The organism is Acanthopleuribacter pedis, from assembly GCF_017377855.1.
In the GTDB taxonomy this organism is placed as follows: domain Bacteria; phylum Acidobacteriota; class Holophagae; order Acanthopleuribacterales; family Acanthopleuribacteraceae; genus Acanthopleuribacter; species Acanthopleuribacter pedis.
The window spans coordinates 1-24114 of record NZ_JAFREP010000045.1 but is presented as its reverse complement, the minus strand read 5'-3'; the positions used below and the strand labels follow the sequence as shown (position 1 = coordinate 24114).

Annotated in this window: 15 protein-coding genes; 4 read left to right on the top strand and 11 right to left on the bottom strand. The window is 60.2% G+C overall.

The window, feature by feature from the left end; translation table 11 throughout:
- Positions 1–1305 precede the first annotated feature (1305 nt).
- The gene (locus J3U88_RS30810; protein ID WP_207862866.1) at positions 1306–1578 is read right to left on the bottom strand and encodes a hypothetical protein; all 273 of its coding nucleotides are present in this window, start codon (positions 1576–1578) and stop codon (positions 1306–1308) included.
- 103 nt (positions 1579–1681) lie between these two features.
- Between J3U88_RS30810 and J3U88_RS30805 the strand changes: the two genes are divergently transcribed.
- Both J3U88_RS30805 and J3U88_RS30800 read left to right on the top strand, forming a co-directional pair.
- Positions 1682–2488, top strand: a complete 807-nt coding sequence (locus J3U88_RS30805) for an ATP-grasp domain-containing protein (protein WP_207862865.1) — start codon at positions 1682–1684, stop codon at positions 2486–2488.
- Between the two features lie 102 nt (positions 2489–2590).
- Positions 2591–2992: a hypothetical protein gene (locus J3U88_RS30800; RefSeq protein ID WP_207862864.1), complete on the top strand. Its 402-nt coding sequence runs from the start codon at positions 2591–2593 to the stop codon at positions 2990–2992.
- 821 nt (positions 2993–3813) lie between these two features.
- On the opposite strand, the gene J3U88_RS30795 is transcribed toward J3U88_RS30800, so the two are convergent.
- From J3U88_RS30795 to J3U88_RS30750, 10 genes are all read right to left on the bottom strand, one after another.
- Positions 3814–4899, bottom strand: coding sequence for an ABC transporter ATP-binding protein (locus J3U88_RS30795; RefSeq protein ID WP_207862863.1), 1086 nt, complete (start codon positions 4897–4899; stop codon positions 3814–3816).
- Positions 4900–4904: 5 nt separating this feature from the next.
- Entirely contained in the window at positions 4905–6539 is a 1635-nt protein-coding gene (locus J3U88_RS30790) for an ABC transporter permease (protein ID WP_207862862.1), read from the bottom strand.
- A gap of 162 nt (positions 6540–6701) precedes the next feature.
- A complete protein-coding gene (locus tag J3U88_RS30785) occupies positions 6702–7550 on the bottom strand; it encodes an HvfC/BufC N-terminal domain-containing protein (RefSeq protein WP_207862861.1) in 849 nt (282 codons plus the stop codon).
- Complete coding sequence (bufB, locus tag J3U88_RS30780) at positions 7547–8449, bottom strand: MNIO family bufferin maturase (RefSeq protein WP_207862860.1); 903 nt, start codon at positions 8447–8449, stop codon at positions 7547–7549. The genes J3U88_RS30785 and bufB overlap by 4 nt, the downstream gene beginning before the upstream one ends.
- Before the next feature lie 146 nt (positions 8450–8595).
- Positions 8596–10602, bottom strand: coding sequence for a ferritin-like domain-containing protein (locus J3U88_RS30775; protein ID WP_207862859.1), 2007 nt, complete (start codon positions 10600–10602; stop codon positions 8596–8598).
- Between the two features lie 1110 nt (positions 10603–11712).
- Positions 11713–12753, bottom strand: a complete 1041-nt coding sequence (locus tag J3U88_RS30770) for an extracellular solute-binding protein (RefSeq protein ID WP_243436243.1) — start codon at positions 12751–12753, stop codon at positions 11713–11715.
- 450 nt (positions 12754–13203) lie between these two features.
- Positions 13204–14007, bottom strand: coding sequence for a formylglycine-generating enzyme family protein (locus tag J3U88_RS30765; protein ID WP_243436246.1), 804 nt, complete (start codon positions 14005–14007; stop codon positions 13204–13206).
- A 151-nt stretch (positions 14008–14158) separates the two neighbouring features.
- Positions 14159–17104 (bottom strand): SUMF1/EgtB/PvdO family nonheme iron enzyme, encoded by a 2946-nt coding sequence (locus J3U88_RS35135; RefSeq protein ID WP_207862856.1) that lies wholly within the window; start codon positions 17102–17104, stop codon positions 14159–14161.
- Positions 17101–18297: an AAA family ATPase gene (locus J3U88_RS30755; RefSeq protein WP_207862855.1), complete on the bottom strand. Its 1197-nt coding sequence runs from the start codon at positions 18295–18297 to the stop codon at positions 17101–17103. The genes J3U88_RS35135 and J3U88_RS30755 overlap by 4 nt, the downstream gene beginning before the upstream one ends.
- The gene (locus J3U88_RS30750) at positions 18278–20737 is read right to left on the bottom strand and encodes a hypothetical protein (protein ID WP_207862854.1); all 2460 of its coding nucleotides are present in this window, start codon (positions 20735–20737) and stop codon (positions 18278–18280) included. The genes J3U88_RS30755 and J3U88_RS30750 overlap by 20 nt, the downstream gene beginning before the upstream one ends.
- Positions 20738–21188: 451 nt before the next feature.
- Here J3U88_RS30750 and J3U88_RS30745 point away from each other — a divergent pair, with 451 nt between their 5' ends.
- Positions 21189–21983, top strand: a complete 795-nt coding sequence (locus tag J3U88_RS30745; protein WP_207862853.1) for an RNA polymerase sigma factor — start codon at positions 21189–21191, stop codon at positions 21981–21983.
- 157 nt (positions 21984–22140) lie between these two features.
- Positions 22141–22539 carry a YybH family protein gene (locus J3U88_RS30740; RefSeq protein WP_207862852.1) on the top strand — a complete coding sequence of 133 codons (399 nt, stop codon included), beginning with the start codon at positions 22141–22143 and terminating at the stop codon, positions 22537–22539.
- Positions 22540–24114 lie beyond the last annotated feature (1575 nt).

Here is a 24114-nt window from a genome sequence, read left to right as displayed (position 1 = left end):
GGTGCCGTTGCTCCGACTTTTTTCGCAGGATGTGGATTCACGGGGATGCCCTTGGTTTCCGCTTCCCGACGTGGATGGAGCCGTTGCCTCGAATGTTCGCCTTCTTTGATGGGTGATTCCTTGCCGCTTTAATTCCCCTGTTTTGTTGGGTCCTTTGGATGCGGATCCGCGGGAATTCCCTTGGTTTCTTGTTCCCGACGCGGATGGAGCCGTTGCTTCGTTTTTCTTTGGATGCGGATCGGCGGCCGACCCCTTGGTTACTGATTCCCGTTCTGGATGAGTCATTGCTTCGGGCGGTTCGCTTAGGGGTCCGGTCATCCCCGTGATTTTTCACAAGCCACACTCATGCTTTTTCCTTACCCAATAAGATCGAGCTATCACCGCACGATATAAGTTACAGCCTCCTCAGGTTTATAAATCAATTAAATACAGCTACTTTCTGCTGCCTGTCACCCGTAAGAAGTACTTTCTGCTGCCTGTCACCCGTAAGTGGTGGTTTTACACAAGCCAGGTCACGGGTTGTCCTTATCCAGGGTTCCAGCAGAGGCGGAAAACCGCCCGCATGGGGACGAAGCAAACGGAAGGAAAAATGGGCGGGCCCCGTCGCCGTGAAGCGGTGGCGGGTGGGGCCTATTTTTCCTGGAGTGGTCCTTGAGGAATCGGCGTTGGCGCTATCATCAAGGTGGCCGACGAACGTCCTGTTTCGCGGTTCCAGTAATTCCTCGTCGGCGTCAGCCCTACCCAGCGCCATAAGCCGATTGGTCAAGGATGCGGTTCATCCGCTGGGACCAGCCTCCCGGTAATCGTTTCTTGGGCCTGTTACCCGCCAGCACCGGAACGTCACAACTCCGGAGAGAAATCGCCACATGATCTAGGTTACAGCCACCCCATCCTTATAACCCTATTAAACACAGTCTATTCCTGCTGCCTGTCACCCGTAAGTGATCTAAAGGGAGCTACATTATGATGCCTGTCACCTGTAAGTGGTCACCTGTATAAGCCGGCAACCAAGCACCACCCTTTTCGACCGGATCACCAACAAACCATCGAAAACCAAGCCAAGCCGCGAACAAAGCATCACCATCCAGGTGGACCCATCCGTCCAAGGCGGAAGCGGCCAAACCAAGCAGGCACCCCTCAATCGCCCATCCTAACCATCCTAATATCCTCAGAAATAAAACGAATACCAAGCCAAGCCCAATAAAAACCACCCAAGCAAATCACCAGACACCCAGCCAAACCCTTTCCACCCCATCCATAAAATCCTGAACCGGAAAACTATCCCCAACACAACTCTTGCTTACATTAACCTAACCTTTCACTTACAATATGTTTATAAACGCACCAGAATAAACCCTCATAAGCGGCCGCTTTTTTGACGACGATCACAAAACCTAATTTTCGCACCTTGCAGACTTTTTCGATTCCTGCTTCAATACGTGTTGCTTTGAGACCGGGACCTGTCTTCCATTCTCCAATCCTGCCGGAGCTCAAGCTTATTGGCGTCACACCATGACGTCGGTAATCTCTCAAAGATTTTTTATTCATATCAAGCAGCGTGTATTTTTCCCTACACAACGCTTTTCTCCATCATAGGCCGATCTCCCTCGGCCTTTTTTTAGTGCTGTCCCTAAAGACAATTTTCCCGCCGGGATCGCCACATTCCCGTGACGGAGGCCAAATGTCGATCACCTGGGTTTTGGAAACCGAGGTCTATCCCGACCAACACCAAACCCTCATTCAATCAGTACAAACCGCCAATCAACAGGTCATCTCCTGGCGGGAATCGTGGACCGATCCCGCCGAACGCCCCCGCTTTGACGGCCAAACCGTCCTGTTCCACGGCTCACTCGCCGTCGCCGATCAACTCCACCGCGAGGGTACTTGGCAGCCTGGCGCCTTCTGCGACACGGCCCGCTTCCACTGCAGCCACTGGTTTCCGCGCTTCCCAGCCTTGCTGATCCAAGAACAGGTTACCTTCTCCACGGTGCGCAGGCTTTGCGAACATCCCGCGGCCGTCCTCGCCGAACTCGGCAACCCGTCCAAGGTATTCGTCCGGCCCGACAGCCCGCTGAAACCCTTCTCCGGTCGCGTGCTGACCCCTGAACAACTCACGCCGCGCGGCCTCGACCACGGCTTCTATTACGACGACCTCGACCTGCCCGTGGTCGTGTGCGCCCCGATCACCATCTCGGCCGAGTGGCGTTTTGTGGCATGCGCCGGAACCATCGTCGCCGCATCCGCCTACCAAGCAGAAGGCCGCCAAGCCCTCGGCGACGCCGTCCCCGGGGAAGCCGCGGCCGCCGCCCAAGCCGTTGCCGCCCACCCCGAATGGCAGGACGCGCTTTTTGTGGTCGATATCGGCCGTTCCGAACAGGGTTACCGCCTGGTCGAGCTCAATCCCTTCAGCGGCGCGGATCTCTACCATTGCGACCGGGATGCGATTGTGCGAGCCGTCACCCAATGGGTCAAACCATCTTCCTTATGAAAAATCTGTGACGACCCTATATTGTTGTTGTGCTCATACTCCGATAAATACGTAGGAACCTATCGGGTCCGTAAATCCGATTTCACACACAAGGTAGGAACCATGCTCATAAAAGAACGGATGCGCGAATCCGCCGATGCGATTCGCAGCCAGGTCCTTCCCAAACTTCAAAACCAGTTCACATCACACCAGTTCATCCAGCGCTACACGCAACTGTTCCAAGCCGATTACGTCGACGCCCTTTTCGAACGCCGCCAACGCAATACCGAGGGCATTTTCCAACAGGTCCACCGCGACATCATCACGCTGCTCGTCACCGAGGGTTCCACCTTCGGCGTGCGTCGCATTGGTGTGCAGAAGGGCGAATCCCAAAACATTTTCGGTGACGGTGGCAAAATCCAACTTTGGGAAAAAATCACCGTGCCGGTATCCGAAAAACCCACTTCACCATCGATAGACCTTAGCAAACTTGCCGAACATGGTGCATACATGCCCGTTGGCTAACTCGGGGCCCAGCCGCGAAAGGATCTGATAAAAACCATTTGCCGGCATCGCCTGTTTGACCTTGCGGATGTGGGCGCGCGGCATGCCGTTGGGGGACCGGACCCTTGGTGTGGTTTGGGTTTTTGTTCGGAGGCCCGCCCGTTGGGGCGTTTTGGGTTTTTGTTCGGAGGCCAACCCGTTGGGGCGTTTTGGGTTTTTGTTCGGAGGCCAACCCCTGCGGGGTTTACGGTGCGGGAACCCCATTCGGGGGCCAACCCGTTGAAGCGGTTTGGGTTTTTGTTCGGAGGCCCGCCCGTTGGAGCGTTTTGGGTTTTTGTTCGGAGGCCCGCCCCTGCGGGGTTTACGGTGCGGGAACCCCATTCGGAGGCCAACCCGTTGGAGCGTTTTGGGTTTTTGTTCGGAGGCCAACCCCCGCGGGGTTTACGGTGCGGGAACCCCATTGGACCCAGAGCAAAGGGTTGTTCCACAACCCTTTGATCTGGGCTGAAATCCGTATCGCCTTCAGCGAAACCAAATGAAATTCGCCTTCGGCTCATGTTTTTTAATGTGTTGTGGTCCCCAAATCGCGGTGTGCGAACCCCTTCGGGGTGCGCCGGGTCCGGTCTCTTGCGGGCCGTTCGGTTTTTTTGACCCGTTCCCTGGCGCGCCCTTCGGTATTTGCGGCCCGTTCCCTGGCGCGCCATTCGGTATTTGCGGCCCGTTCCCTGGCGCGCCGTTCGGTTTTTTTGACCCGTTCCCTGGCGCGCCATTCGGTATTTGCGGCCCATTCCCTGGCGCGCCCTTCGTTTTTTTGGTCCGTTTCCCTGGTGCGCCCTTTGGTTTTATGGCTTCGTTTCGACCTCGCCTCTGTGTTTGAAAACAGGGGGCGTTTCCTCCGGCATGTGTAGGTGGATTTTTTCGCCCAATTCGCGATGGCCTCGACCCGTATCGCGCACGTCCAAAACCACCTCGGGCCACTCCCTCAAACGCGCCCGCAAGAAGCTGACCCCGCCGCGGTAATCCAGCTCGACCACCTCCGCTTCGAGCGAACCCTCGCGGGCAATCCGCACCGCCTCCGGCCGCAGAAAGACCTGCACCGCGTCGCCCTCCGCCCAATCGTCCCGCGCGGGCCATTGGTGGAAACCCGTGTCGCAGTTTCCCTTGCGAACCGTCGCCGGGTAAAAGGCGCCCTCCCCAATAAAACCCGCCACGAAGGGTGTCGCCGGTTGTTGGTACAGCTCGCGCGCACCCGCCACCTGCTCCAGCCGCCCGTTGTGGAGCAATGCGGTGCGGTCGGCCATCGCAAAAGCCTCTTGCTGATCGTGGGTTACCAAGACGGCCGTCACCCCGCCGTCCTTGAGGATGCGCCGCACCTCGCGGCTCAGGCTCCGACGCAAATCAGCGTCCAACGCGGAAAAAGGCTCGTCCAGCAGGATCACACGCGGGCTGGGCGCCATCGCCCGCGCCAACGCCGCCCGTTGCCGCTGCCCGCCCGACAGTTGGTGCGGCAGTTTCGAACCGTGACCTTCCAGCGCCACCATCGCCAGCAACGCGCCCACCCGTTGCGCCTGTTCCGCCTTGGGTCGGCGCCAGATGCCGAAGGCGATGTTCTCCGCGATGCTTAGGTGCGGAAACAACGCGGCTTCCTGGAACACCAAGCCCACGTCCCGTTGTTCCGGCGGCGTCACCATCCCCGGGCGGCTCACCACGGTGCCGTCCAGCGTGATTTCACCGGCCGTGATCGGCTCGAAACCCGCGACGGTGCGCAAGGCGGTGGTTTTGCCGCACCCGCTGGGACCCAGCAGGCACAAAATCTCGCCCGCCGCGACGCTCAGGTCCAGCTCGCGCAAGATCGGTTTGCCGGGGGTGTAGTGATGGCAGACGCCGCGCCAAACCAGCATCGGCGCCTCGGTGGTTTCAGAAGCCATGGCTGTTACTCCTCCGCCGCGTTTTTGGGCGCAACAAACATCAGGAACAGGACCGGGAGCAGACCGGCCAAGACCAGCATCATCGAGGGCAAGGCGGCCCGCTCGTAGTGACCCTCGGAGGTCAGTTCAAAAATGCGCACGGCCAGCGTGTCCCAACCCAGCGGGCGCGTCATCAGCGTAATCGGCATTTCCTTCATGACATCGACCAGCACGATCAGGCACCCGGACAACACCCCACCACGCAGAAGCGGCAGGTGGATGCGGTGCAGGATACGCAGGCGCGAGGCGCCCAACCCGCGCGCGGCCTCGTCCATGGCGGGGCGGATGCGTTGCATCGCCGCCTCGACGGGCTGGAAGGACACGGCCATAAAGCGCACCGCGTAGCCGTAGAGAATGATGGCGACGGTGCCGTTGATCAGCACCCTGGGTTCCCATGAAGTCCAAGCGGTGATGACTTCGTAGAGTTGATCGTCCAGCCACACCAAGGGAATGTAAACCCCAACGGCCAAAACGGTGCCCGGCAGCGCGTAACCCATGGTGCAGAGCGCTACCAGGAACCGCACCCAGGGGCGCGGGTTGAGGCGTTGGGCGTAGGCGGCGAAACAGGCGAGCAGGCCGAGCAAGGCGGCGGCGGAGATACCGAGCCCCATGGTGTTGCGCAGCCAGACCCAATAACGGCCGTCGAATTCCTCGCCAAAGGTTTCAAACACCCAGTAGGCCAGGTGGATCATTGGGATCACAAAACCGAGGGCGAGCACCGCCGCGAACAACGCGAAAACCGCCCAGCCGGTGGCGGTGGGCAGCACAAAACGGCGCATCGCTTGGTCGGAAACGGCCACCTGGTAAAAGCGTTTGCGGCGCTGGGTCCATTTTTCGATGAACAGCAGGATCAGGGTAAAGAACACCAGCATTGCGGCCAGCCGGGCGGCGGTGTTTAGCGAGAAAAAACCGAACCAGGCTTTGTAGATCGCGGTGGTGAAGGTATCGACGTTAAAGGTGGCGACGGTCCCGAAATCGGCGAGGGTTTCCATGGCGACGAGCAGCAGGCCGGCGGTGATCCAAGGCCGCGCCATGGGCAGCAGGACGCTGAAAAAGGCTTGGCGCGGGGTGCGGCCGAGGATGCGGGCCACCTCCATGGCGCGTTGGCCCTGCTGTTCGAAGGCGCCGCGGGCGAGCATAAAGACGTAGGGATAAAAGGCCAGGCTCATAACGAACACCAGGCCCCAGACCGATTGCGGGTTGGGCAGCCACGTCGGGCGTTCGCCGAAGAGGCGGAGGTAGCTTTGTTGGACCGGGCCGGCGAGGTCGAGGATATCGATCCAGACGTAGCCGAGCACATAGGTGGGAAAGGCGAAAGGTAGGATCATGGCCCAGCGGAAGAAACGGCGGCCGGGAAAGTCACAGGCCGCCACCAACCAAGCCAGGCCGACCCCCAGCACCGTGGTAAAAAAAAGCACGCCGGCAAGGATGCCGAAGGTGTTGGCGAGCAGGCGGCCCATGTCGTGGCCGAGCATGTGGGACCAGTGTTCGTCGGGGGGGAAAAGAAGGGCGCTGAGCACCACGGCAATGGGCGTTACCACGGCAATGCCGAGCAGGATGAGGCCGAAACTCCAGCGGTCGAGGATACGGTTGATGTGCATTTAGGTATTTAGTATGGCTTGGTGTGGGTTGGTTGCGCGTCCAGGTACAGCGGACACCCAAGCCTAGCAGAATCAGCCCAACGCATCACGACCAAAATAGAATTGGAGACGCACCAGAAGGAACGGGCTATGCTGCGTTCCGGCACGCCACCATCCCATCCCTCATCGCAACCGGAGGAGCCCAAACTGGATGGCGGTCGGCAACCACAGCATCAAATACGCCTGAATCGCGCTCGCTTTTTGACCCGTCGCTTGCGAACTCGCCGCAACGGCTTCTTGCACCGACCCGCCGCCGCGACACGCGACCAGAAAGGCATGCGCCCAATCCGCCACTTCCAAAACGGTCAGGCGGTAATCCACCCGCGAAACGGCGAGATGGGTTTGCCGCGCCGCCGGCAGCGGCGTTTTCGGATCCGCCCCAAAAGCCGCCAAAAAGGTCGGCACATCGTAGCGCAAGGTTTCCAGCCGCAGGCAATCCGGTAGCTCAACCGAGCAGGCCTCGCCCAAATAACCCAGCGGCCCCAAACCCGGCACTACCCCAACCGCCGCCCCCTCAAAGCCCGGCGCGGTCAAGGCCTGGCTCTTGGCCCATTCGAAGCGGGCGATTTCCGCGGGCAAGGCGTAGAAGGTCTCCCCCGCGGCATCCGCCTGACGCGGCCGTGTTTCGCGCAAAAATTCCGGGAAGCGCCGCCCCAGGTGCTCCAGGCGCCACGAATCGGGTGGATGGGTCACCACATAGGCCTTGGCAAAAACGGCAAACATCGCCTCACCCATGAACGCGGTTAAGGCGGGGTACTGTTCTTGTAAACAGGCCACCAAGCGCAACACATAACCGGCGGCGTACACATCCAAACGCCGCTCCGCGGATGCGCCGTACCCGCCGGCGACCACCTCCGCCAAAGCCAGGCCGTGGGCCGAGGCGGCCGTGGTCAACTTACCGGCCAAATCACCCCGCGAGACCAACACCGTTTTCAGCCAGGCCTGAATCCGCGCCGGATCGTCGCGCTTCATCGACCCACCGCCACCTGGAACGCAATCGGCGTCGAAAGCGCATCCTCGGCCTGGCGAACGGCGGCGGTCGGCATCGCACCCGCCAAAACCCCGCGCGCTTTGTTCAGCTCGGCCACCAGTTCCTCATAAGCTGGAATCGCCGCGTCCCATTCCAACAGGGTCGCCGCGCCGCCACAGCGGCGTTGCGCCAAAAGGTAGAGTTCCCAAACCGGGGTCGGCACCGGCTGGTCGTGGGTATCCACCAGGCAATCACCGCAATCGGTGTGACCGGCCAGGTGGACTTGCACGATGCGATCCGCGGGTAATTGTTGGATGTAGGCTTGCGCATCGAAACCGTGATTGGTCGCCGACACATAGACATTGTTCACATCCAACAACAAACCACAGCCGGTCCGCCCCGCCAAGGCCGCCAAGAATTCGGCTTCCGGGATGGTCGAGCTGGAAAAGGTCAGGTACGAGGACGGGTTCTCCAAAATCAAGGGTCGCCCCAGCGCTTCCTGCACCTGATCGATTCGGTTGCTGACATGCTGGAGCGTTTCCTCGTTGAGCGGTAACGGCAACAAGTCGTGGCTGTTGACGCCGTGGATGCCGGTCCAGCACAGATGATCGGAAATCCAGGCCGGCTGTAACCAGTTCGCCAAATCCTTGAGCGCCGCCAAGTAATCGCGGTTGAGCGGATCATAGGAACCGAGGTTGAGGGAAACGCCGTGCATCACGACCGGGCGCTTTTCCGCCAAAGTCGCCAGCACGTGGCGCGCGTAGCCGTGGTTGTGCAAAAAGTTTTCGCTGATGATTTCGAACCAATCGACAAGCGGATCGTCGTGGCTCATTAAATAAGGAAAATGGGTGGCGCGCAGGCCGACCCCAAAACCCAAGTTCGGTAAACCCAGTGAATTCATAACCAGCCTTGGAAAAAGCCCCTTCCCCAAACGGAGAAGAGGCGTTTAGTAAACTCCGCGCGGCACGGGCTGATCCCGCCGCCATCAACAACGGCGGCGGCGGTCTGTGCGGTGCGGCGGATCAAGGCCGCGCGGATCGATCCGATTTAGGTGGACGGCGGAAAAGCCAAGCGCATGTCGGAGGCCGGCGGCGGGTCTTCCGGCACGGTCACGCCGCGCGCTGCTTGAACCTCGCGGTAGGCCCGCCAAGCGACGTCGTAGACCGCATCGCCCTCGGCATAAGCCATGGTCTCCAAGGGTTCGGAGGGGAAATTGGGGGCCGGCCCGAAGTTAAACAGTTGCATCACATAACTGTCGCCCTCCTTCGCGGCCGGGAACAGTTGCGACGCCGAAATCGGTACCGCACAACCGCCGAAGGTGCTGCACTTGTTGTTGGCGGGCGCGCTCATGGTTTGCAGGCCGCAGCCGGCCTCGGGTTTGGCGACGGACTGACTGCAATTACCGCCGCCTTGCGAATTCTGCACAAACCCACAACCGCCTTGGGTACGGCACGCGTTGGAGCCTTTACAGCTATGGAAAATCCGCACATCGGGTTGCGCATCAGGATCAAAGGTGGATCCCATCAAACTCATCCCCTGGCAAGCATGGAACATCACGCCTTTTTCCAGCGATTCCAGGGGCAAGGCCAGGTCCGGCGTTTTCCCGATGATGGCCCAGCAGATCGAAAGGCGATCACCAGAACCGTACATCGCCGGGCTGGGGAACTGGGTGACCTTGCCGTCGGTCAGCCAGAACTGGTCGAGTTGCGAGGTGATGCCGCGGATGGTGCCGACGGCGGCGAGGCTCAAGCTCTTGAAGTTTTCTTCCGGGTCCGTGGTTTTGAGGTTGTTGAGCGCATCGGCCACGGCTTGGGCCGAGGGGATGTTGTACTTGGACGGCGTGTTTTCCGGGTTGAGCATGGCGGCGGTCCAGCGGTTTTCGGGGTTGGCGTGCCATTGGTCCCAGGTTTGGAAGGCCGGGTCTTGGATCAGGCTTTGCACCTTCTCGAAGCATTCGTAGTGGTCCAGGTCTTTGTAATGAATGCGCGCGAAGGCCGGGCCGGAGATGGGCAGGCGGTTGCCCTGGTCGTCGTAACCGGGATAGAGGTGTTCGAGCGCGGCGGCATTGACCTGGAACTGACCGGAGACGGCGCGCATCAGCACGGGCCGGTTCCAGCGTTGGCGAATTTGGGGCACCACGCCGCGCCCTTCACCTTGATCGGTGATGGCGTCGATGATGTTGATCAATTGTTCCATCAGGGTATCTTTGCGGGCCAGGGTCGCGTTGACGCCGGGATATTCGCGGTAGCCCGCGTTTTGGTTGAATTGGTCGCGTTGTTCGCCGACCTCCGGTTGTTGCAGCAGCAGGTCGAGCAGGCTGGTTTGGTCGGCATCGTCGTAGGTAATTTCCAGGTAGCTCCACAGCGATTTGTACATGTGGCCGATGGAGCCGAACAGCGGCAGGTCGTTTTCGCCCATGTCGGCGGTGAACCAGTTGAAGGGTGCTTCTTCGAAGTATTTGGGGCCGGTGGTGCCGTCGGGGTAGGTGATGGTGGGGTTGTTGAGGTTTTTTTCACCGGCCTCGGCGGTTTCTTCGATGGCGAGGAAGAGTTTGGCCTGTTCGGCGTTCATGGCTTGCAGTTGGACCTGCACGCCTTTGAAGACTGAGTCTTCTTTGACGTCTTTGAAATCGAGGACGTGGGGGATGACCGTGCCTTGGTAGCAGGTCCAGGCGCCGCGTTCGCTCTGCAAGGCGGGACTGGTAAAGACGGGTTTGAAGCCGAGGATGGAGGCGGCGTTGGCGGCCAACTGCAGGTGCAGCATTTCTTCGATAAAGACGCGGAAGATGAGGTTAAAGACTTGGCCGTTGGCGTCCTGGGGTTCGACCTGGGCGGCGGCGCCGGGCCACCAGCGGCCTTGGTAGAAGTCGGTCCCGGAGGCGTTGATTTGGTGAAGGCCTTGGATGGAGTACATCGAGGTCATGTAGAGGGGGATGGTGAAGAGTTCGACGTTAATGGCGGCCTGGACCATGGCCCGGACGGCGGCGATATCGGCTTGCTGGTACTTGGGGTCGCGATTAGTGACGCGACTTTTGTCAAAAGCATGAAAACGCAATGGGGGCTCCTCGCCGGAACCTTCGCGAGAGCGGACGAGGCCGCGGGCGACGCGTGTGGGTCGCGAGGCGTGGCTGGGGCCGTGGGGATCCGCGCAGCAAAGGTTCTCGATAATTTGGGGGCTGGGTAGGCTTCCAGATTAAATAGCGGGCGGTACCCTGTCAATCGCGAATTCATGCTGTTTGGAAAATCGTAGTTTTTCCGAATTTTTTTGGCTCGGGGAGAAGGATGTAAAAATGAAACAACCCATTGTCCCCGCGTGCCTGGAAACGGGCCGCACAACATCGTCACGGGACCATGGTTGTCCCCGCGCGCCCAATCCCGCATAACGCCACCTCGGGACCATGATTTGTTCCGGCGCGCCACTTGAGCACACGCATTCGCGTGTGCGGGTACCAACTGGGGCCGCACAACACCATCTTTGGACCATAATTTGATTAAACGCCGGGTGAAACCCGGCTTCCCTGGACGAATCCTAAAGGGATTCCATATATTAGCCCCGGGTACGACCATTGAAAATGGTCGCACCCTGGGTGCTGGGGGTTCACGGACGGGAAAACGCTTCGAACGCAACCAACGGTTGCGTTTAGCTCTTTTCTCGCGGATGCCCGCGAGAAAAGAGCTGAAGGCGTTGACATCACATAGGTTACGGAATAATCACCCCGCGGGGTTCACCGGGACCCGATCGGTTGACATCGGAATGATGAACCGGGTGTGGCGGTTGATTGTTGGGAGGCCGACGCCTCCAGCGTCTGCACGACGGGAACCCCCGAGGACCCAGAACAAACGGTTGTTCCACAACCATTTGGTCAGGTCCTAAACCCGGGGCGCGTGGGCCGCCTGCCCCCCCCCCCCGCGACCGGTGGACGCTCGCCGCCGGCTCGCGGTTCAAATTTTTTGGGGTCCACGAATTTCGGTGTGCGAACCCCGTCGGGGTTCGCCGGGTCAAGGCAAGTCCAACCATCCCACCCGTTTTCCACCACCGCCGGGGTCCGTAAATAGGCACGACCAACCATCCCGCGCATAATTACGGACCCCCACAAAACACAAAACACCCGGCTGGAACATGGTTCCAAACCGGGTGTTGTTGTTCTCTAATCGGGTTCGGCGTTTAGCGGTAGCCGGCCCGATCCATCAAACGAATCGCATCGGCTTGGAGTTCGCCGGCTTTGGTCAGGTTCAGTTCGTTTTGTTTGAAGGTGCCCCAGGCGATGACCTCGGGCGCGGGTTTGGCTTCATCCGTGACCGGGTACTCCATGTTGCCTTGGGCGAGCATCGCTTGGGCCTTGGGACCGGCCATCCATTCCATCAGGCGCAGCGCGTTGGCTTCGTTTTTGGGATGGGCGGTGAGGGCCGCGCCCGAGATGTTGATGTGCACGCCGCTGCCCTTTTGGTCAGGCCAGAACACGGCGAGGGGCAGGTCGGGGTTCTTTTTGAGCAGGCGCCCCAGGTAATAGGTGTTGACGATGCCGACGCTGCCGGCGCCCTCGGCGAGCGCTTCGAGGAGTTTGGTGTCGGAGGAATAAACGGGTTGGGCGAGGTTGGCAACCCAGCCCTCAACGATTTGCTGGGCTTTCTCCGCGCCGTGTTCGGCGATCAGCATGGCGACCAACGACTGGTTGTACACTTTTTTGGAGGTACGCAGCAGGAGTTGGTTCTTCCATTTGGGATCGGCCAGGTCCGCGTAACCGGCGAGTTGTTCGGGCTTGATTTTGTTCGTGTTGTAGACGATGGTGCGGGCGCGGATGGAGAAGCCGAACCAGGTGTGGTCGGGATCGCGCAGGTGGGCGGGGATTTTGGCGTCGAGCAGTTCGGACTGAATGGGTTTGATGACCTTCATGTTTTTGGCTTGCCACAGGTTGCCGGCATCGACGGTCATAAAAATATCGGCCTGGCCGCGGCGGCCCTCGGCCTTGAGGCGTTGCAGGAGCGGGCCGGCTTTGTCGGTGTGGGTCACGACTTCGACGCCGGTCTCTTGTTGGAAAGCCTCGAAGATGGGTTTAATCAGGTGTTCGTTGCGGGAAGAGTAAACAACGACCTGTTCACCGGCCTGGAGGACGGCAAAAAAGGGGGCCAGGCACAGCAGGCCGGCGAGCAGGAAGGCGCGGGAGCGACGTGGGAAAAACTGATTCACAAACAATCCCCTGTTCATTATAAAAGTGGGCGACCGGCGGTGCAGGCAGCCGGCAAGACACCCCGCCTCACATTGAGACTCAGTCGCAGCATAGAGCAACCCGGCGCAAAAGGCAACCACGCGCGGGCGGGTGTGGGTTGGCACGATGAGCGGACGGGTCTCCCCCGCATTGCGCACAAGGGTTTCTGCTTTGGTGCTGAAATCCTTGTGCGCAATACGGGTTGGCGAGAACGTGGCCAGTATCGCGCCGGCGCGGCGCCCACGCAAGCGTTTTTTGTGAGGCTTTTCGCGGGGCGTCACGCGTGGAAGCAGTTCGATGGTGGGACCGCGCGCGGTGGGTGGGGCGAACCGCGGTTCTACCGCGAAGCGGTTCGGTCCCGGCCGCGATGGGGTAGGTGGCCCTGACCGTCGCCGCCCGCGGCGCCTGTCCGTGCCACCCGCCCCATCGCTCCTTTACTTTTTTTCTGGTTAGGAACCTCCGGCGGCCCGGAAGCCCCGGCGCTGCCAGGAGAAGCCCGGCCCGAACGCGTACCGGTAGGCGGAACGACAGTTCCTTGCGTAGTCGTTGAAGCTGCCGCCGCGCACCACGTGCATGCTGCCCTGCAAAGGCCCGCCAGGGTCGACCAAGTCACTAGGATCGTAGGCGTCATACCAATCGCCACACCATTCCCAAACATTGCCGTGCATTTGGTACAGACCCCATGCATTGCAGGGTAATGCTTTTACCGCAACCGTACTCCCCCGGTCTTCTCCCTTCGGGTCACGGGAAAGGTAGGGGAAATCACCATCAAAATTAACCTGGTTGGAGGAAATGGTTTCCCCGAATGAGAATGGCGTCGGCATGCCGGCGCGACAGGCGTATTCCCACTCGGCCTCGGACGGAAAACGCAAGGGAAAGTCGGGGCATAAACGACGCCACCGTTCTAAAAATGCTTCACATTGACCAAAAGAAACCCGTTCAACCGGGAGGGTTTCGCCTTTGAACTGACTCGGATTTTCACCCATCACCGCCGTCCACAACGCTTGGTTACAGGCAGTGTCGGCCAACCAAAACCCCTTTGTAAGCACTATCTCTCGTTGGATTTCATCTTCATGGTGATCATGCTCTGTTACAGGGGAACCCATGGTGAAGCTACCGGGCGGACACCAGCGAAAAGTCTGTGCCTCGCCATGGACCACAACCGTTTGCCAAATTCCGTAGGCATCGCAACCATAGGCCGTGGTGCAGGCATAGGGAAAAGCGGCGGGCGGCGCGATGTGCCTGATTCGCATCACCACGACATCCCCCACCCTTTTGCAACCATTTCGCGCTTTTGGCGAGGCAAATCCGAAATCGAGACAATCCACCTAGCCGCGAGAAAGGTGTTAAGCGCTTCGCTTTCGCGGCCGTCGTCCTGGGTGGGGATGCGAAAGAAGGTGATGTTCATCGGGATTCCTTGTGGTGCCGCGCTGACGGATGGATGTCGGTCCCCGAAATCCGTTCGCCAGCGCTCCTTGAGGCTTGTTGGGGTCGCTCCGTGGCTTCTTCTAAATACCAAGAACTTCCGGCAAGCCGAAAGCCCTGAAGAAGCCAGGTGAGACCCGGCGCGAGCGCGTTCCGGTAGGCGGAACGGCAGGACCTCGCATTGTCGTCGAAGCTGCCACCGCGCACCACGCGTCTGACGCCCTCGCGGAGAGGACCCAGCGGATCCACCACCCCATGGCCATGGTAGGTCCGTTGGCCGTCTCGACACCATTCCCAGACATTACCATGCATTTGAAAAAGGCCCCAATCATTGGCGTCAAAGCCCTGAACGGGCACGGTTTGTTTTCGATAAACGCCTTTGGGTGTGCCGCCATAGGGATAGTTGCCATTGAAATTGGCCTGTTCGGAGGATGCGGTATTGCCAAAGGAAAACGCGGTGGTTGTCCCCGCGCGACAGGCATATTCCCACTGGACCTCGCTCGGTAACCCGAAGTCGGCCCCTGACCACAGACCCGATAACCGCGCGTGGAATTTACCCACATCCACATGGCTTACCCGTTCGACAGGATGGTCCGGCTGTTGATTGGAACTGGGGTTATCCCCCATCACCGCCTGCCAAAGAGCTTGGGAACAAGCTGTTTCCGCCAGCCAAAAGGGCCGCGTGATCCATACTTGGTGGCGCGGCTTTTCGTCGTCATATTCTGCCGTCTCTTCCGATTCACCCATCCAAAAAGTGCCGGGTAGGATCCAACGCATGCGTTGGGTCACCGCGCCGATTTCGAAATCGGCAAACACACCGTAGACATCACGCCCGACCTGATGCGCCCAGGGCGGCACGGGGAAATCAGGTTGGGTCAGCGCGGCATACACCCGCGCATCAACCCAAGCCCCCTCGGGGACCCGCCAGGTTTCCCCCGTGGGAAGCGTCTGGGCGCCCGGCGGCAACCAGCGCAGCCGCCGTTCCCCGTGTTCGGGTTTCAAATCCAAATAAACCCCGAGCCGATCCTCGCCCATGGTCGCCGCGGGTTCCGGCAGCGGGATTTTGGCCAAGGTGATCACTTCGCGCTCGGTGCGAACGATACAAGAACCCGCGCCCGTATCGCACAGGGCAACCCTTTGGTTTTCTTCCAACACCGTCCGCTTCAACCCGACTGGTTCCGGGCCATGCAGCGTATAAGCCAACGCCGTTTCGAAACGCGTTATCGGGCGCCGTGGTTGGTAAGCCGTCTCGGTTGGGTCCTCCGACTCGGGTTCGAGCCAAAGCCGCCCGGCACGGTACATCACCGCGTAACCCTTGAAGGGTCCGGACAAGCCGCCTTCCATCGCGGCCACCTCGGCTTCACAACCCGGTGGGATCGCCTCGTGGCGATGCGCCGGCATCAAGGCGCGCTGGTGGGCAACCAGCCGCGGCCACACCTCGGAGGCGGTCCAAACGCCGACATCATCGATCAGGCGGGCAACCAAGCGGCGCACATAATAGGCGGTATCTTGATCGCCCGCGACGGCCATACGCCGCACAAGCATTTCCAAAAATTCCGGCGCGAGGGTGCCGGTGGCACCACTGGCAAACGGAAAGAAGGTTGCTTCCTCAGCGCGGAGCGCCCAATTAAGGTGCTGATGGGCGGCCTGGATAAGGGCCTCGGCCCGGCGCAAAAAGTGCTCCTCGGCCGCGGCGGTGCGACCCGCGCGCCAGTAATGTCGGTACACATCACGGGCACTCCCTTTGACCCGTTTTGCGTAACCACTGTCTTCCACGTCTTCGTGGTGCCAGACCAAGGCGGGCAGGCCGAATCCGCGTGTTTCCTCCGGCAACAGATCGGCCAGCCGCCACAGCAAAGCCACATTGAATTGAATCGTCAGGGAAGCCAAAGCCACCAATCGGGTTAAGGCATTGTCGCGCAAAACCCGCAACGCCTCGGCTTGCTCCCGGCCGAGCGGTGACCAGGGTTCACAGCCGGCTTCCGGCGTCGGCACCAGGCAAAACCAAGGCGTGAGTGCCCGCGTGCGCAGCGGTCGGTGCGGCAGCAGCGCCGCGGTGGCAACCCCCATTGCGGCAAATTCGCGACCCACCGCACACCAGCGCGCGACGGCACCGGAATCTGGGGCCAAAGTCCCCAAATCACCCAGGACCAGCAGCGTGGTATCGGGATGCAGCGCACGGTTCGGCAAGGCGCGAACCTTGTCCCCCCGCCACACACACCAGCGATCCTCGCCGTTGAATTCGACCCACCAAATGCGCGACCGCGATGCCCCCAAAACCGCACAAAGCGCCTTCGCACAGGCCCACACTGCTTTTTTATAGGGTTGTAAGTGCGCGCTGCCGTCGATGACCACCACCAGTTCGTGGGGACGGCAGAACTCGCGACGGCGCGGTACCTCGTGCAACAGTTCCCCCCGCGCGATACGGGTTACGGCGGCGGGGATGTCCAAGATCCGGCCCGCTGCAACCCCGCCCAAGGGCAAAAGCAGGTCGCTGTCCAAACGCGGCGGTGCCACCAAAGGTTGATCGCGCGCCGGGAAGGGCGGCAGACCGGACACCGCCACCCGCGTGGGCTCCCCAGCTTCGTCCACGGCGGGATCGCTTGGTTGAGACAGGGTTTGGTTCGCGGACACTTCCAGAGGCATGCGCTTTTGCACCACCCAAAAAGCCAGATCGATCACGTCTTGTGGTTCGTCTTCTTCAGGCGCTTCGCCTTCGTCCGCTGTTACTTCGCTTTGCAACCCATCCGTGGCCAGGTTGATCACAAAGGTCTGTTCGGGTTCCGAGGCCGGCGCGGCGGTTCCTTTGCGACGCGCAAAACCCAAGGTTCCGGCCATTCGCGCGGCCGTGGTTTCGTCGAAGGTTTCGGCCAGCAGCAACAATTCGGCGAGACCGGCGTAACGCCCGAGGCGCGGCCCGTTCACCCCGACACCTGTTGGGTTTTGTCGACCACGTAGGGTGCGATTTTTTCCAATTTCTCCCGTTGTTCCGCCTCGGTCGCGGCCAAACCCAGCAAGGCCCGCATCAGGTCCAAAAACTCACCCTGGCCCGGTTTGGGATGCTGATCCCTGCGGGCCGCCTCACGCACGATCCACAGGAAGTCGGCGGCCTCGGCGGCAACATCGGGGAAAAAGCGCGGGTCCACCGCGAAATGGGCGGCGGCGCGGGTCACCAACCAGGCTTTGAAGGCGCCCTCATCCTCCGGCACCTGGATGGTGTACACGCAACAGCGCCGCAAAAACGCTTGCGGCAAGACGCGTTCGCCGTTGGAGGTGATGATCACCAGCGGTTGCACATCATCGGCCCCCACGTAACCGGCGCGGCGGTAGGGCACGGAGAATCCGCCGTTGTCGAGCACTTCCAACAAACCGTTGGGCAGGTCGACATGGGCCTTGTCGATTTCGTCGATCAACAGGACACGTCCGGCGGGGGTGGCCTTGGGTTGGTTCAAATGGCTGGTGATCGGCTGCACGCATTGCAAACCGGCCTCACAACGCGCGATTTGCGCGGCGGCTGATTGCCAGTTCACCGTCCACCACAGCGGGCCGGGGGCCAGGAAGCGCATCGGGTTGAGTTGTTGTTCCAGCGCCCCCGTCGGCACCGGCGACGCTCCCGCGGCCGCGCCGGCCGCATCCACGGCGCTTGTTCCCGCCGGCGCGGGCGACCCGCCTTGCGAGCTGGGCGACGCTTCATGCGGCGCGAGCCGCGCTTCATGCGGCGCGAGCCGCGCTTCATCCGGCGCGAGCCGCGCTTCATCCGGCGCGGGCGGGCGGCCCGCCGTCGCCGCTTGAAAGCCCAACAACTGGGCACTGCCGAGGCGGGCCACCGCGTCGAAGTGCCATTGCAAATCGGTGCATTCGCTGCGGTGGTGAATCACTGTGGGGATAAAGGCCCATTGCTCGGCCTGAGCCACCGCGCGCGCCAATTGGCTTTTGCCGCAACCCGGTTCGCCCTGGATCAGCAGCGGGCGCCGCGCCGCCCAAGCCGCCTGAATCGCCCAAAGTGAGTCCTCGTCGAACAGGTGTTGGTTGGCCGGCCAGGTACCCATTTGCTTGAGTGTCAGGCGGTCGCCGGGCTTCCTATTGTTAAGGATGGTTTTAAGAATGGGCTGATTCACGGCGTTGCTCCTTGGGTTTTAACGCGGCCAGAAATTCGACAATGCGATCGGCCATTGAGCCGGGATTGGTTTTCAGGACAGGGTTGCGGTGCAGTAAGCCGTCGTCCTGGTAAATCGGCACCATCGGCAACATTTTTTTGAGCATACACAGCCCGTTAAAGTCAAAAACCTCGGTGGCGAGATCAAACAAAATAAACGGAACCAAGCGCTGGTCGCGTTTGAGGTCCTTGGCGATTTCGGCAAAGGCACCGGCCGCGATGGTGTAATCTTCGGCTTCCATTTCTTCTTTTACATACCAAAACGCGCGATCCTCGTAACTGTCCTCGGGCTTGACCATGGAACGAAGCTGGAACAGCAACTGATCCAAGGCCTTGTGTTGGGGTAGGTTCTTGTCGACGATGCCCACCGCTTCCGAGGTGACATGGGACAAGGTAATGCCGTTGACCACCTTGGCCACAACCCCTTTGTCCTTGGTTTGGGTGAGCATCAATTTCAGGTCGATGTTGTTTTTGGCGGCATGGAGCAGCGCGGCCTTGAGCAGGTAAATCTGGCGCCGCGGTTCACTTTGCGCTCTCGCGGCCCTCGGAACGGCTTTGGCAGGATCGTGGGTCAACAAATGATCGAGGAGCCGCGCCCAATCATCGCTGAGATCGTGGAGCAGGAGGCACTGCAAGACCCCTTGCCAGGGAGCTTTTTGGCGGGATAATGACGTTTCGCTGCTATCCTGCCACACAATCGTCCGCTTACAGGCAGCCAACGCATCCGGCGGGAACATCGCCAGCAACCCGTCGCCGAGCACGTCCGGGTCGGCGCTAAGCGGTTGCCCACCGGGGCGGGCCGGCGCGTCTTCCGCGGCAAAGAGACCCTGTATGGTCGCAACCAGGTGTTGCCGGGTCGCCTCGTTAAGGCTGGAAAGTTGCTCGTGGAGGTGTTCCCGGTTGGCACGCCTTCGCGGCGAATCCTGAGAAAAAGGGCTTGTTAAAACCTGGTGATGCGGACCCATCCGGTTGCCGGGTTCCAAGCTGACCTTGTGGCAGAAGTCTGTATCCATCAGCAAGGGGTCGAGCGGAATCATCAGGTTTTCCTCGCTGTAAATCCCTTGCTGGATCAAGTCGGTGATATCCTGCGCCGCGTCCGTTGCAAGCTTGCCGTCAAAATCGGCGCCGGCGCGCAACAGCCCAAGCAACCGATTTCCCGCGAAACAAGGCGCCCCGGAGAATCGGGCCCAATCCGCCGCTGTGAAAGGGGCGGACTTAGGCAAAACTAAGTGACCCGCGACCGCTCCCGCACCCTTGCTTAGTTGCGATTTGAGCAGCACGCGCGCGCCGGCATCACCCGGCGTGAAAGCAGCAACATCAAGTCGTTCCGCCACGGCGTTCTCTCCCGGCAGTAACCAGTGTGTATGATCCTCCCGTGCGAAGGTCACCGGTTCGGCAAGCCGCAACAAAACGATGCCGCCGCCGGACCAAGCCAAGCTCAGGCCGACCCGCCGCGGTTCGCGGCCGTCCGCGCGCTCAAATTGCGCGACCAAATCGGGTAGTGCGCCACCGTCTTCGCCAAGCACCGGCGCGGCGACGGTGAGCAATAATTCATGGGTTACGGCGTAGGCGATGGCAAGCGCGTCACCACCGGGCCGACCCGCATCCGTGCGAAAAAGCTGCGCCAATCGTTCATCCAGGGGCCCGGCCACACCGTCGGTCGCGGCGGCGGTCGCGGTTGCACCGCGCCTGCCCGCGAACCCATCACGCACTTCCCTCGTAAGCGTCGCGAGGTGGTGTTTCACATCCGTAACGCTTCGTCTTACAACGGTGACGCCTTCTAAAACCGCGTCCGTTTTTCCCTCGATGCGATGCACCGAGCAGGTCGTCAAAAAGCGATGTACCCATTCGGATTGCTCCGCCGCCAACAGGTTGAAGGTGGTTGCGGTTTTTTTGCGAATCAGCGCCAGTGCTTCGCCAAGTGCCACCGGATCGTCACTCAAATCCGAACCAACCAACAGCACCGCCAACTGTTTCTCCAACAGTTTGTAAACCGGCGCTTGGCTGAATTCACCATAGTTTAATAAGTAAGCGGCTTCCGCTTTGAGTTCCATCGCATCGAGTACATGGTCTCGGTGCTTCGCCTCGTCCGAGCTGGGGAATTGGTTTTTGTCGATAACCTCGGCGACGGCGCCCCAGAAGGCCTTGAGCAAAATCAGCGAATAGGCGGCGGCAAAGCGTTCTTCGAGCAACGCATCATCTTTGAGGCTGTCACAGCCCACTTTTAAACCCTTGGCGGAACAGCTCACCACATGGGTGGCAATGGTCAAGGGAATACCCACGAAGGGTTCGAACACGGCGACTACCGCGGCGCCTTTGGTCGCGGCGTCAGAAACGGTGCCGGCCCCCGCCAAAAAACCCTTCCAGCGTTCATCGCGCAAAAATCCGAGAATCTTTTTCATGGCACCCCCAGCCGAACCGGAACCAAGCGACGCTGAACCAAACCCAAAAGACCCGAAACGGGGTCGCATTTCGCACGATCCATTCTCAGAACGGAATCCAAGTGGGAATCCACCCGAGTCGCCCAAGAGAGGACGCGGTTGCAGGGTTTAGCATAAAATGATTTGGAAACTCACCATGCAATGCGTAAACGCGAGGTAAAAAGGTCCACACTTTTTTCCGAAAACTCTTTTTTTCGCACCAGCCGAACATTCAAGCTTGACCCGCCCCCGGCAGACTTCCTCAAAACCGAGCACCGGTAAATGGAAGCTTGCCAACAAAACTTTAGACTTCCGCCCATAACCTTCTCCATTCCAACAAATTAGCTAAGAGACTGAGGAAAATTCATTTTTTTCGTCACACCGCGCGGTCCGGTGTTGTCTAACCTTTCTGAACGACGAACAGGAGGCATCCATGGAACTGGAAACATTGGTGAGCAAGGCGCAAAACGGTGACAAGGACGCACTGGAAGGCGTGGTTCAAGCGATTCAGGACGACGTCCATCACCTCGCCATGCGCATGTTGGTCAACCCCGACGATGCGCTGGATGCGGTGCAGGACATCCTGATCCTGGTGATCACCAAGCTGTCGACCTTCTCGGGTCGCAGCGCCTTCAAAACCTGGGTTTACCGCGTGTCCTTTAACTACCTGCTCAACGCCAAAAAAAGCCTGGCCCGAGATCCCGGCCTCAGCTTCGACGGCTTCGAACAGGACCTGGCCGACGGCCTCGGCGAGAAACGGATCGAAGATCCAGTCCTGCTTAACGAGCTGCGGGTTTCCTGCACCATGGCCATGCTCCTGTGCCTGGATCGCGCCCATCGCGCGGCCTACATCGTAGGGTTCATCCTCGAAATCGCCCACGACGAGGCCGCCGAGATCCTCGCGATCAGCAAAACCAACTACCGCCAACGCCTGTCGCGCGCCCGCCAAAAGGTCAACGCCTTCACCCAGCGTGCCTGTGGGCTGGTCAACTCGGGGGCGGCCTGTAGCTGTCCCCGCCGCCTGCCCGCGGCGATGGCGGTCGGCCGGATCCAGGAGGGCCAAACCTTCTTCGGCGGCGGCGACGCGGCGGCCTACGCGGCCGTATTGCGCCGAACCAAACGTCTGGAATCGGGGCTACGCACCTTGACCTTGCAACAGGCAACCCGTCGTTTTGCCAGCCCCCGCGATTTCGCGGCGGTGATCGGGGAACTGGTCGACACGCCTTAATCCGCCGGGGCAACCGGGGTTTTCGCGCACGGGTTTAACCCCATTGCGCGGAGCTTGTGAAGACCGGCCCAACCCAAGACTACACAACGAGGAAATGATGACACTTGCACTGATTTACCTGTGCCTCGGCATAGGTACGCCTAACGGAGAGAACACGATGAACGAACAACAAAACGTTTTAAACGCGGTACTTAGCATGACCCAGGCCTTCCACCAACGCGATATCAAGGGTGTGATGGCGGCTTACGCCGAAGGTGCGGTGGTATGTTTCGAACCCAACCAACCGGTGAGCGACCGCGCCCAAATCGAACAAGCCTTTTTGGGTTTTTTCAAAATGAAACCCAGCTTCACCTACGCCGGCCATCAGGTCGTGGTATCCGGTGATGCAGCGGTCCACATCGCCCCCTGGACCATGACCGGCACCGGGCCCGACGGTGCGCCGATCACCATGCGCGGGCTGTCCGTCGCCGTGTTGAAACGCGGTGACGACGGCCGCTGGTACATGGTGGTCGACAATCCCTACGGCGATCACTTCGAAACCGCCGCGAATCATTAATTAATCGAGTAGGGTGAGACGGGGTAGTTAATCCTGTCTCATCCCTCTCACAGAACCGTACGTACGGACCTCGTATACGGCTCCTGCAAGTAATCCGCCCTAGACGGGCACAAGGATGCCGGTTCAAAGCCGCGCTTTCCTCGCATCTTCTTTCCTTTGCCTGGTCGTTCCGCCTCGGGTTCTTCCTCACCGCCGCCCGGCCTTCTATCCCTATGGGCAATCTACCCGGCTTGCCAATGAGTACTCCCTTGAGCTGTCTACACGTCCAGCTTCCGTTTCACCGGTCACCGGTTCGAGAGGACACGATCCCACCGGATCGTTCGTGCTCGACGTTCGCTTCGGCTTCGTTCCAAAGAACTTCTAACTCGCTTCCCCCCTTCGCATCCCGCCGTAGCTTTTGGCTGACAGCGGTCGCCCTGAATCAGATCAGGACTCGTCTCGGTTTTACCCTCCAGACCGTTACCGGCTTTCGTCGGCCGAGACTTCATCACTACTACGGGTTCATCTGCCACCTCACACCGCATCAGATCGTCTTGAGTTTCCTCTTGATGTCACCTACCCGTTGGGGACGGTGCAAGGCTTCCCCAGTTACCTCAGGCTCCCTGTGAACAACGCCATCCTCAGTCACCTCAGTGGGTTTGATCAGGCATTGGGCTTTACGTTCTCATGCACGCTTACCCACCCACCGGGCCGAATCAGGTTCACTTGCGTTATGTGCTGTTCACTTCCTATCGCTTCCTTCAGACCCCGCTGTTACCGGCGACGCCCTTGCGATTCGGATTGTCTTCCCCCTGATCGGGGCGACGCCGACTTCTTTCGGTCGGCCGGGTTTGCCCGCTACGCTGGGCAAACATGAGGAAGGGGCACCGCCGACGCGGTGTCCTTTTTCGTGTCTTGCCGAGATAGGGCTGTGAATGAATCAACGGATTGCGGAGACAGAAATCCGATTTTCCCATGAACCTATGGGGGATTTCGGGGACAGACACCCGTAAGCTGCTTTTGCGGACGCTCTTCGTGCTTATTTACAAATTTCGGGGACAGACACCCGTAAGCCGTTGGTTTTATTATGCGTGTTTGGAACCCATCGGCTTGGCCCGCCACCCCCTGGCCCGACAAATTGCGGGGACAGACACCCGTAAGCCGCGGGGATAGACACCCGTAAGCCGTTGGTTTTATTATGCGTGTTTGGAACCCATCGACTTGGCCCGCCACCCCCTGGCCCGATACCCGGCGGCTACCGTGGGACGCCGGCGTGCCTACCGGTGGCACGGCAACGCCGTGCCGGATTTCAGCCCTGGGTTGGACGGGGGCGCGAAGCTGCCACCGACCAACCCAGGGTCCACCGCCGACATACCCACGTGCGCTGAAGGCGCACCGGTCCATCACTCACCGCCATTGCTGGGCCTTGCTCCGGTGCGCATTCTGCGCACGTGGTTCGAAATAACCCTTAACCCATGGTTGGCCACCGGATGCTTCGCCCCGCTGCCCAACCATGGGCTGAAATCCGGCAAGGCTTCACCTTGCCAACAGCCGCGGGGACAGACACCCGTAAGCCGTTGGTTTTATTATGCGTGT

Excerpts from the sequence above, each read along its gene's own strand:
- J3U88_RS30805 (WP_207862865.1), top strand. The coding sequence starts at position 1,682 with ATGTCGATCACCTGGGTTTTGGAAACCGAGGTCTATCCCGACCAACAC.
- J3U88_RS30800 (WP_207862864.1), top strand. The coding sequence starts at position 2,591 with ATGCTCATAAAAGAACGGATGCGCGAATCCGCCGATGCGATTCGCAGC.
- J3U88_RS30795 (WP_207862863.1), bottom strand. The coding sequence starts at position 4,899 with ATGGCTTCTGAAACCACCGAGGCGCCGATGCTGGTTTGGCGCGGCGTC.
- J3U88_RS30790 (WP_207862862.1), bottom strand. The coding sequence starts at position 6,539 with ATGCACATCAACCGTATCCTCGACCGCTGGAGTTTCGGCCTCATCCTG.
- J3U88_RS30785 (WP_207862861.1), bottom strand. The coding sequence starts at position 7,550 with ATGAAGCGCGACGATCCGGCGCGGATTCAGGCCTGGCTGAAAACGGTG.
- bufB (WP_207862860.1), bottom strand. The coding sequence starts at position 8,449 with ATGAATTCACTGGGTTTACCGAACTTGGGTTTTGGGGTCGGCCTGCGC.
- J3U88_RS30770 (WP_243436243.1), bottom strand. The coding sequence starts at position 12,753 with ATGAACAGGGGATTGTTTGTGAATCAGTTTTTCCCACGTCGCTCCCGC.
- J3U88_RS30765 (WP_243436246.1), bottom strand. The coding sequence starts at position 14,007 with ATGCGAATCAGGCACATCGCGCCGCCCGCCGCTTTTCCCTATGCCTGC.
- J3U88_RS30750 (WP_207862854.1), bottom strand. The coding sequence starts at position 20,737 with ATGAAAAAGATTCTCGGATTTTTGCGCGATGAACGCTGGAAGGGTTTT.
- J3U88_RS30745 (WP_207862853.1), top strand. The coding sequence starts at position 21,189 with ATGGAACTGGAAACATTGGTGAGCAAGGCGCAAAACGGTGACAAGGAC.
- J3U88_RS30740 (WP_207862852.1), top strand. The coding sequence starts at position 22,141 with ATGAACGAACAACAAAACGTTTTAAACGCGGTACTTAGCATGACCCAG.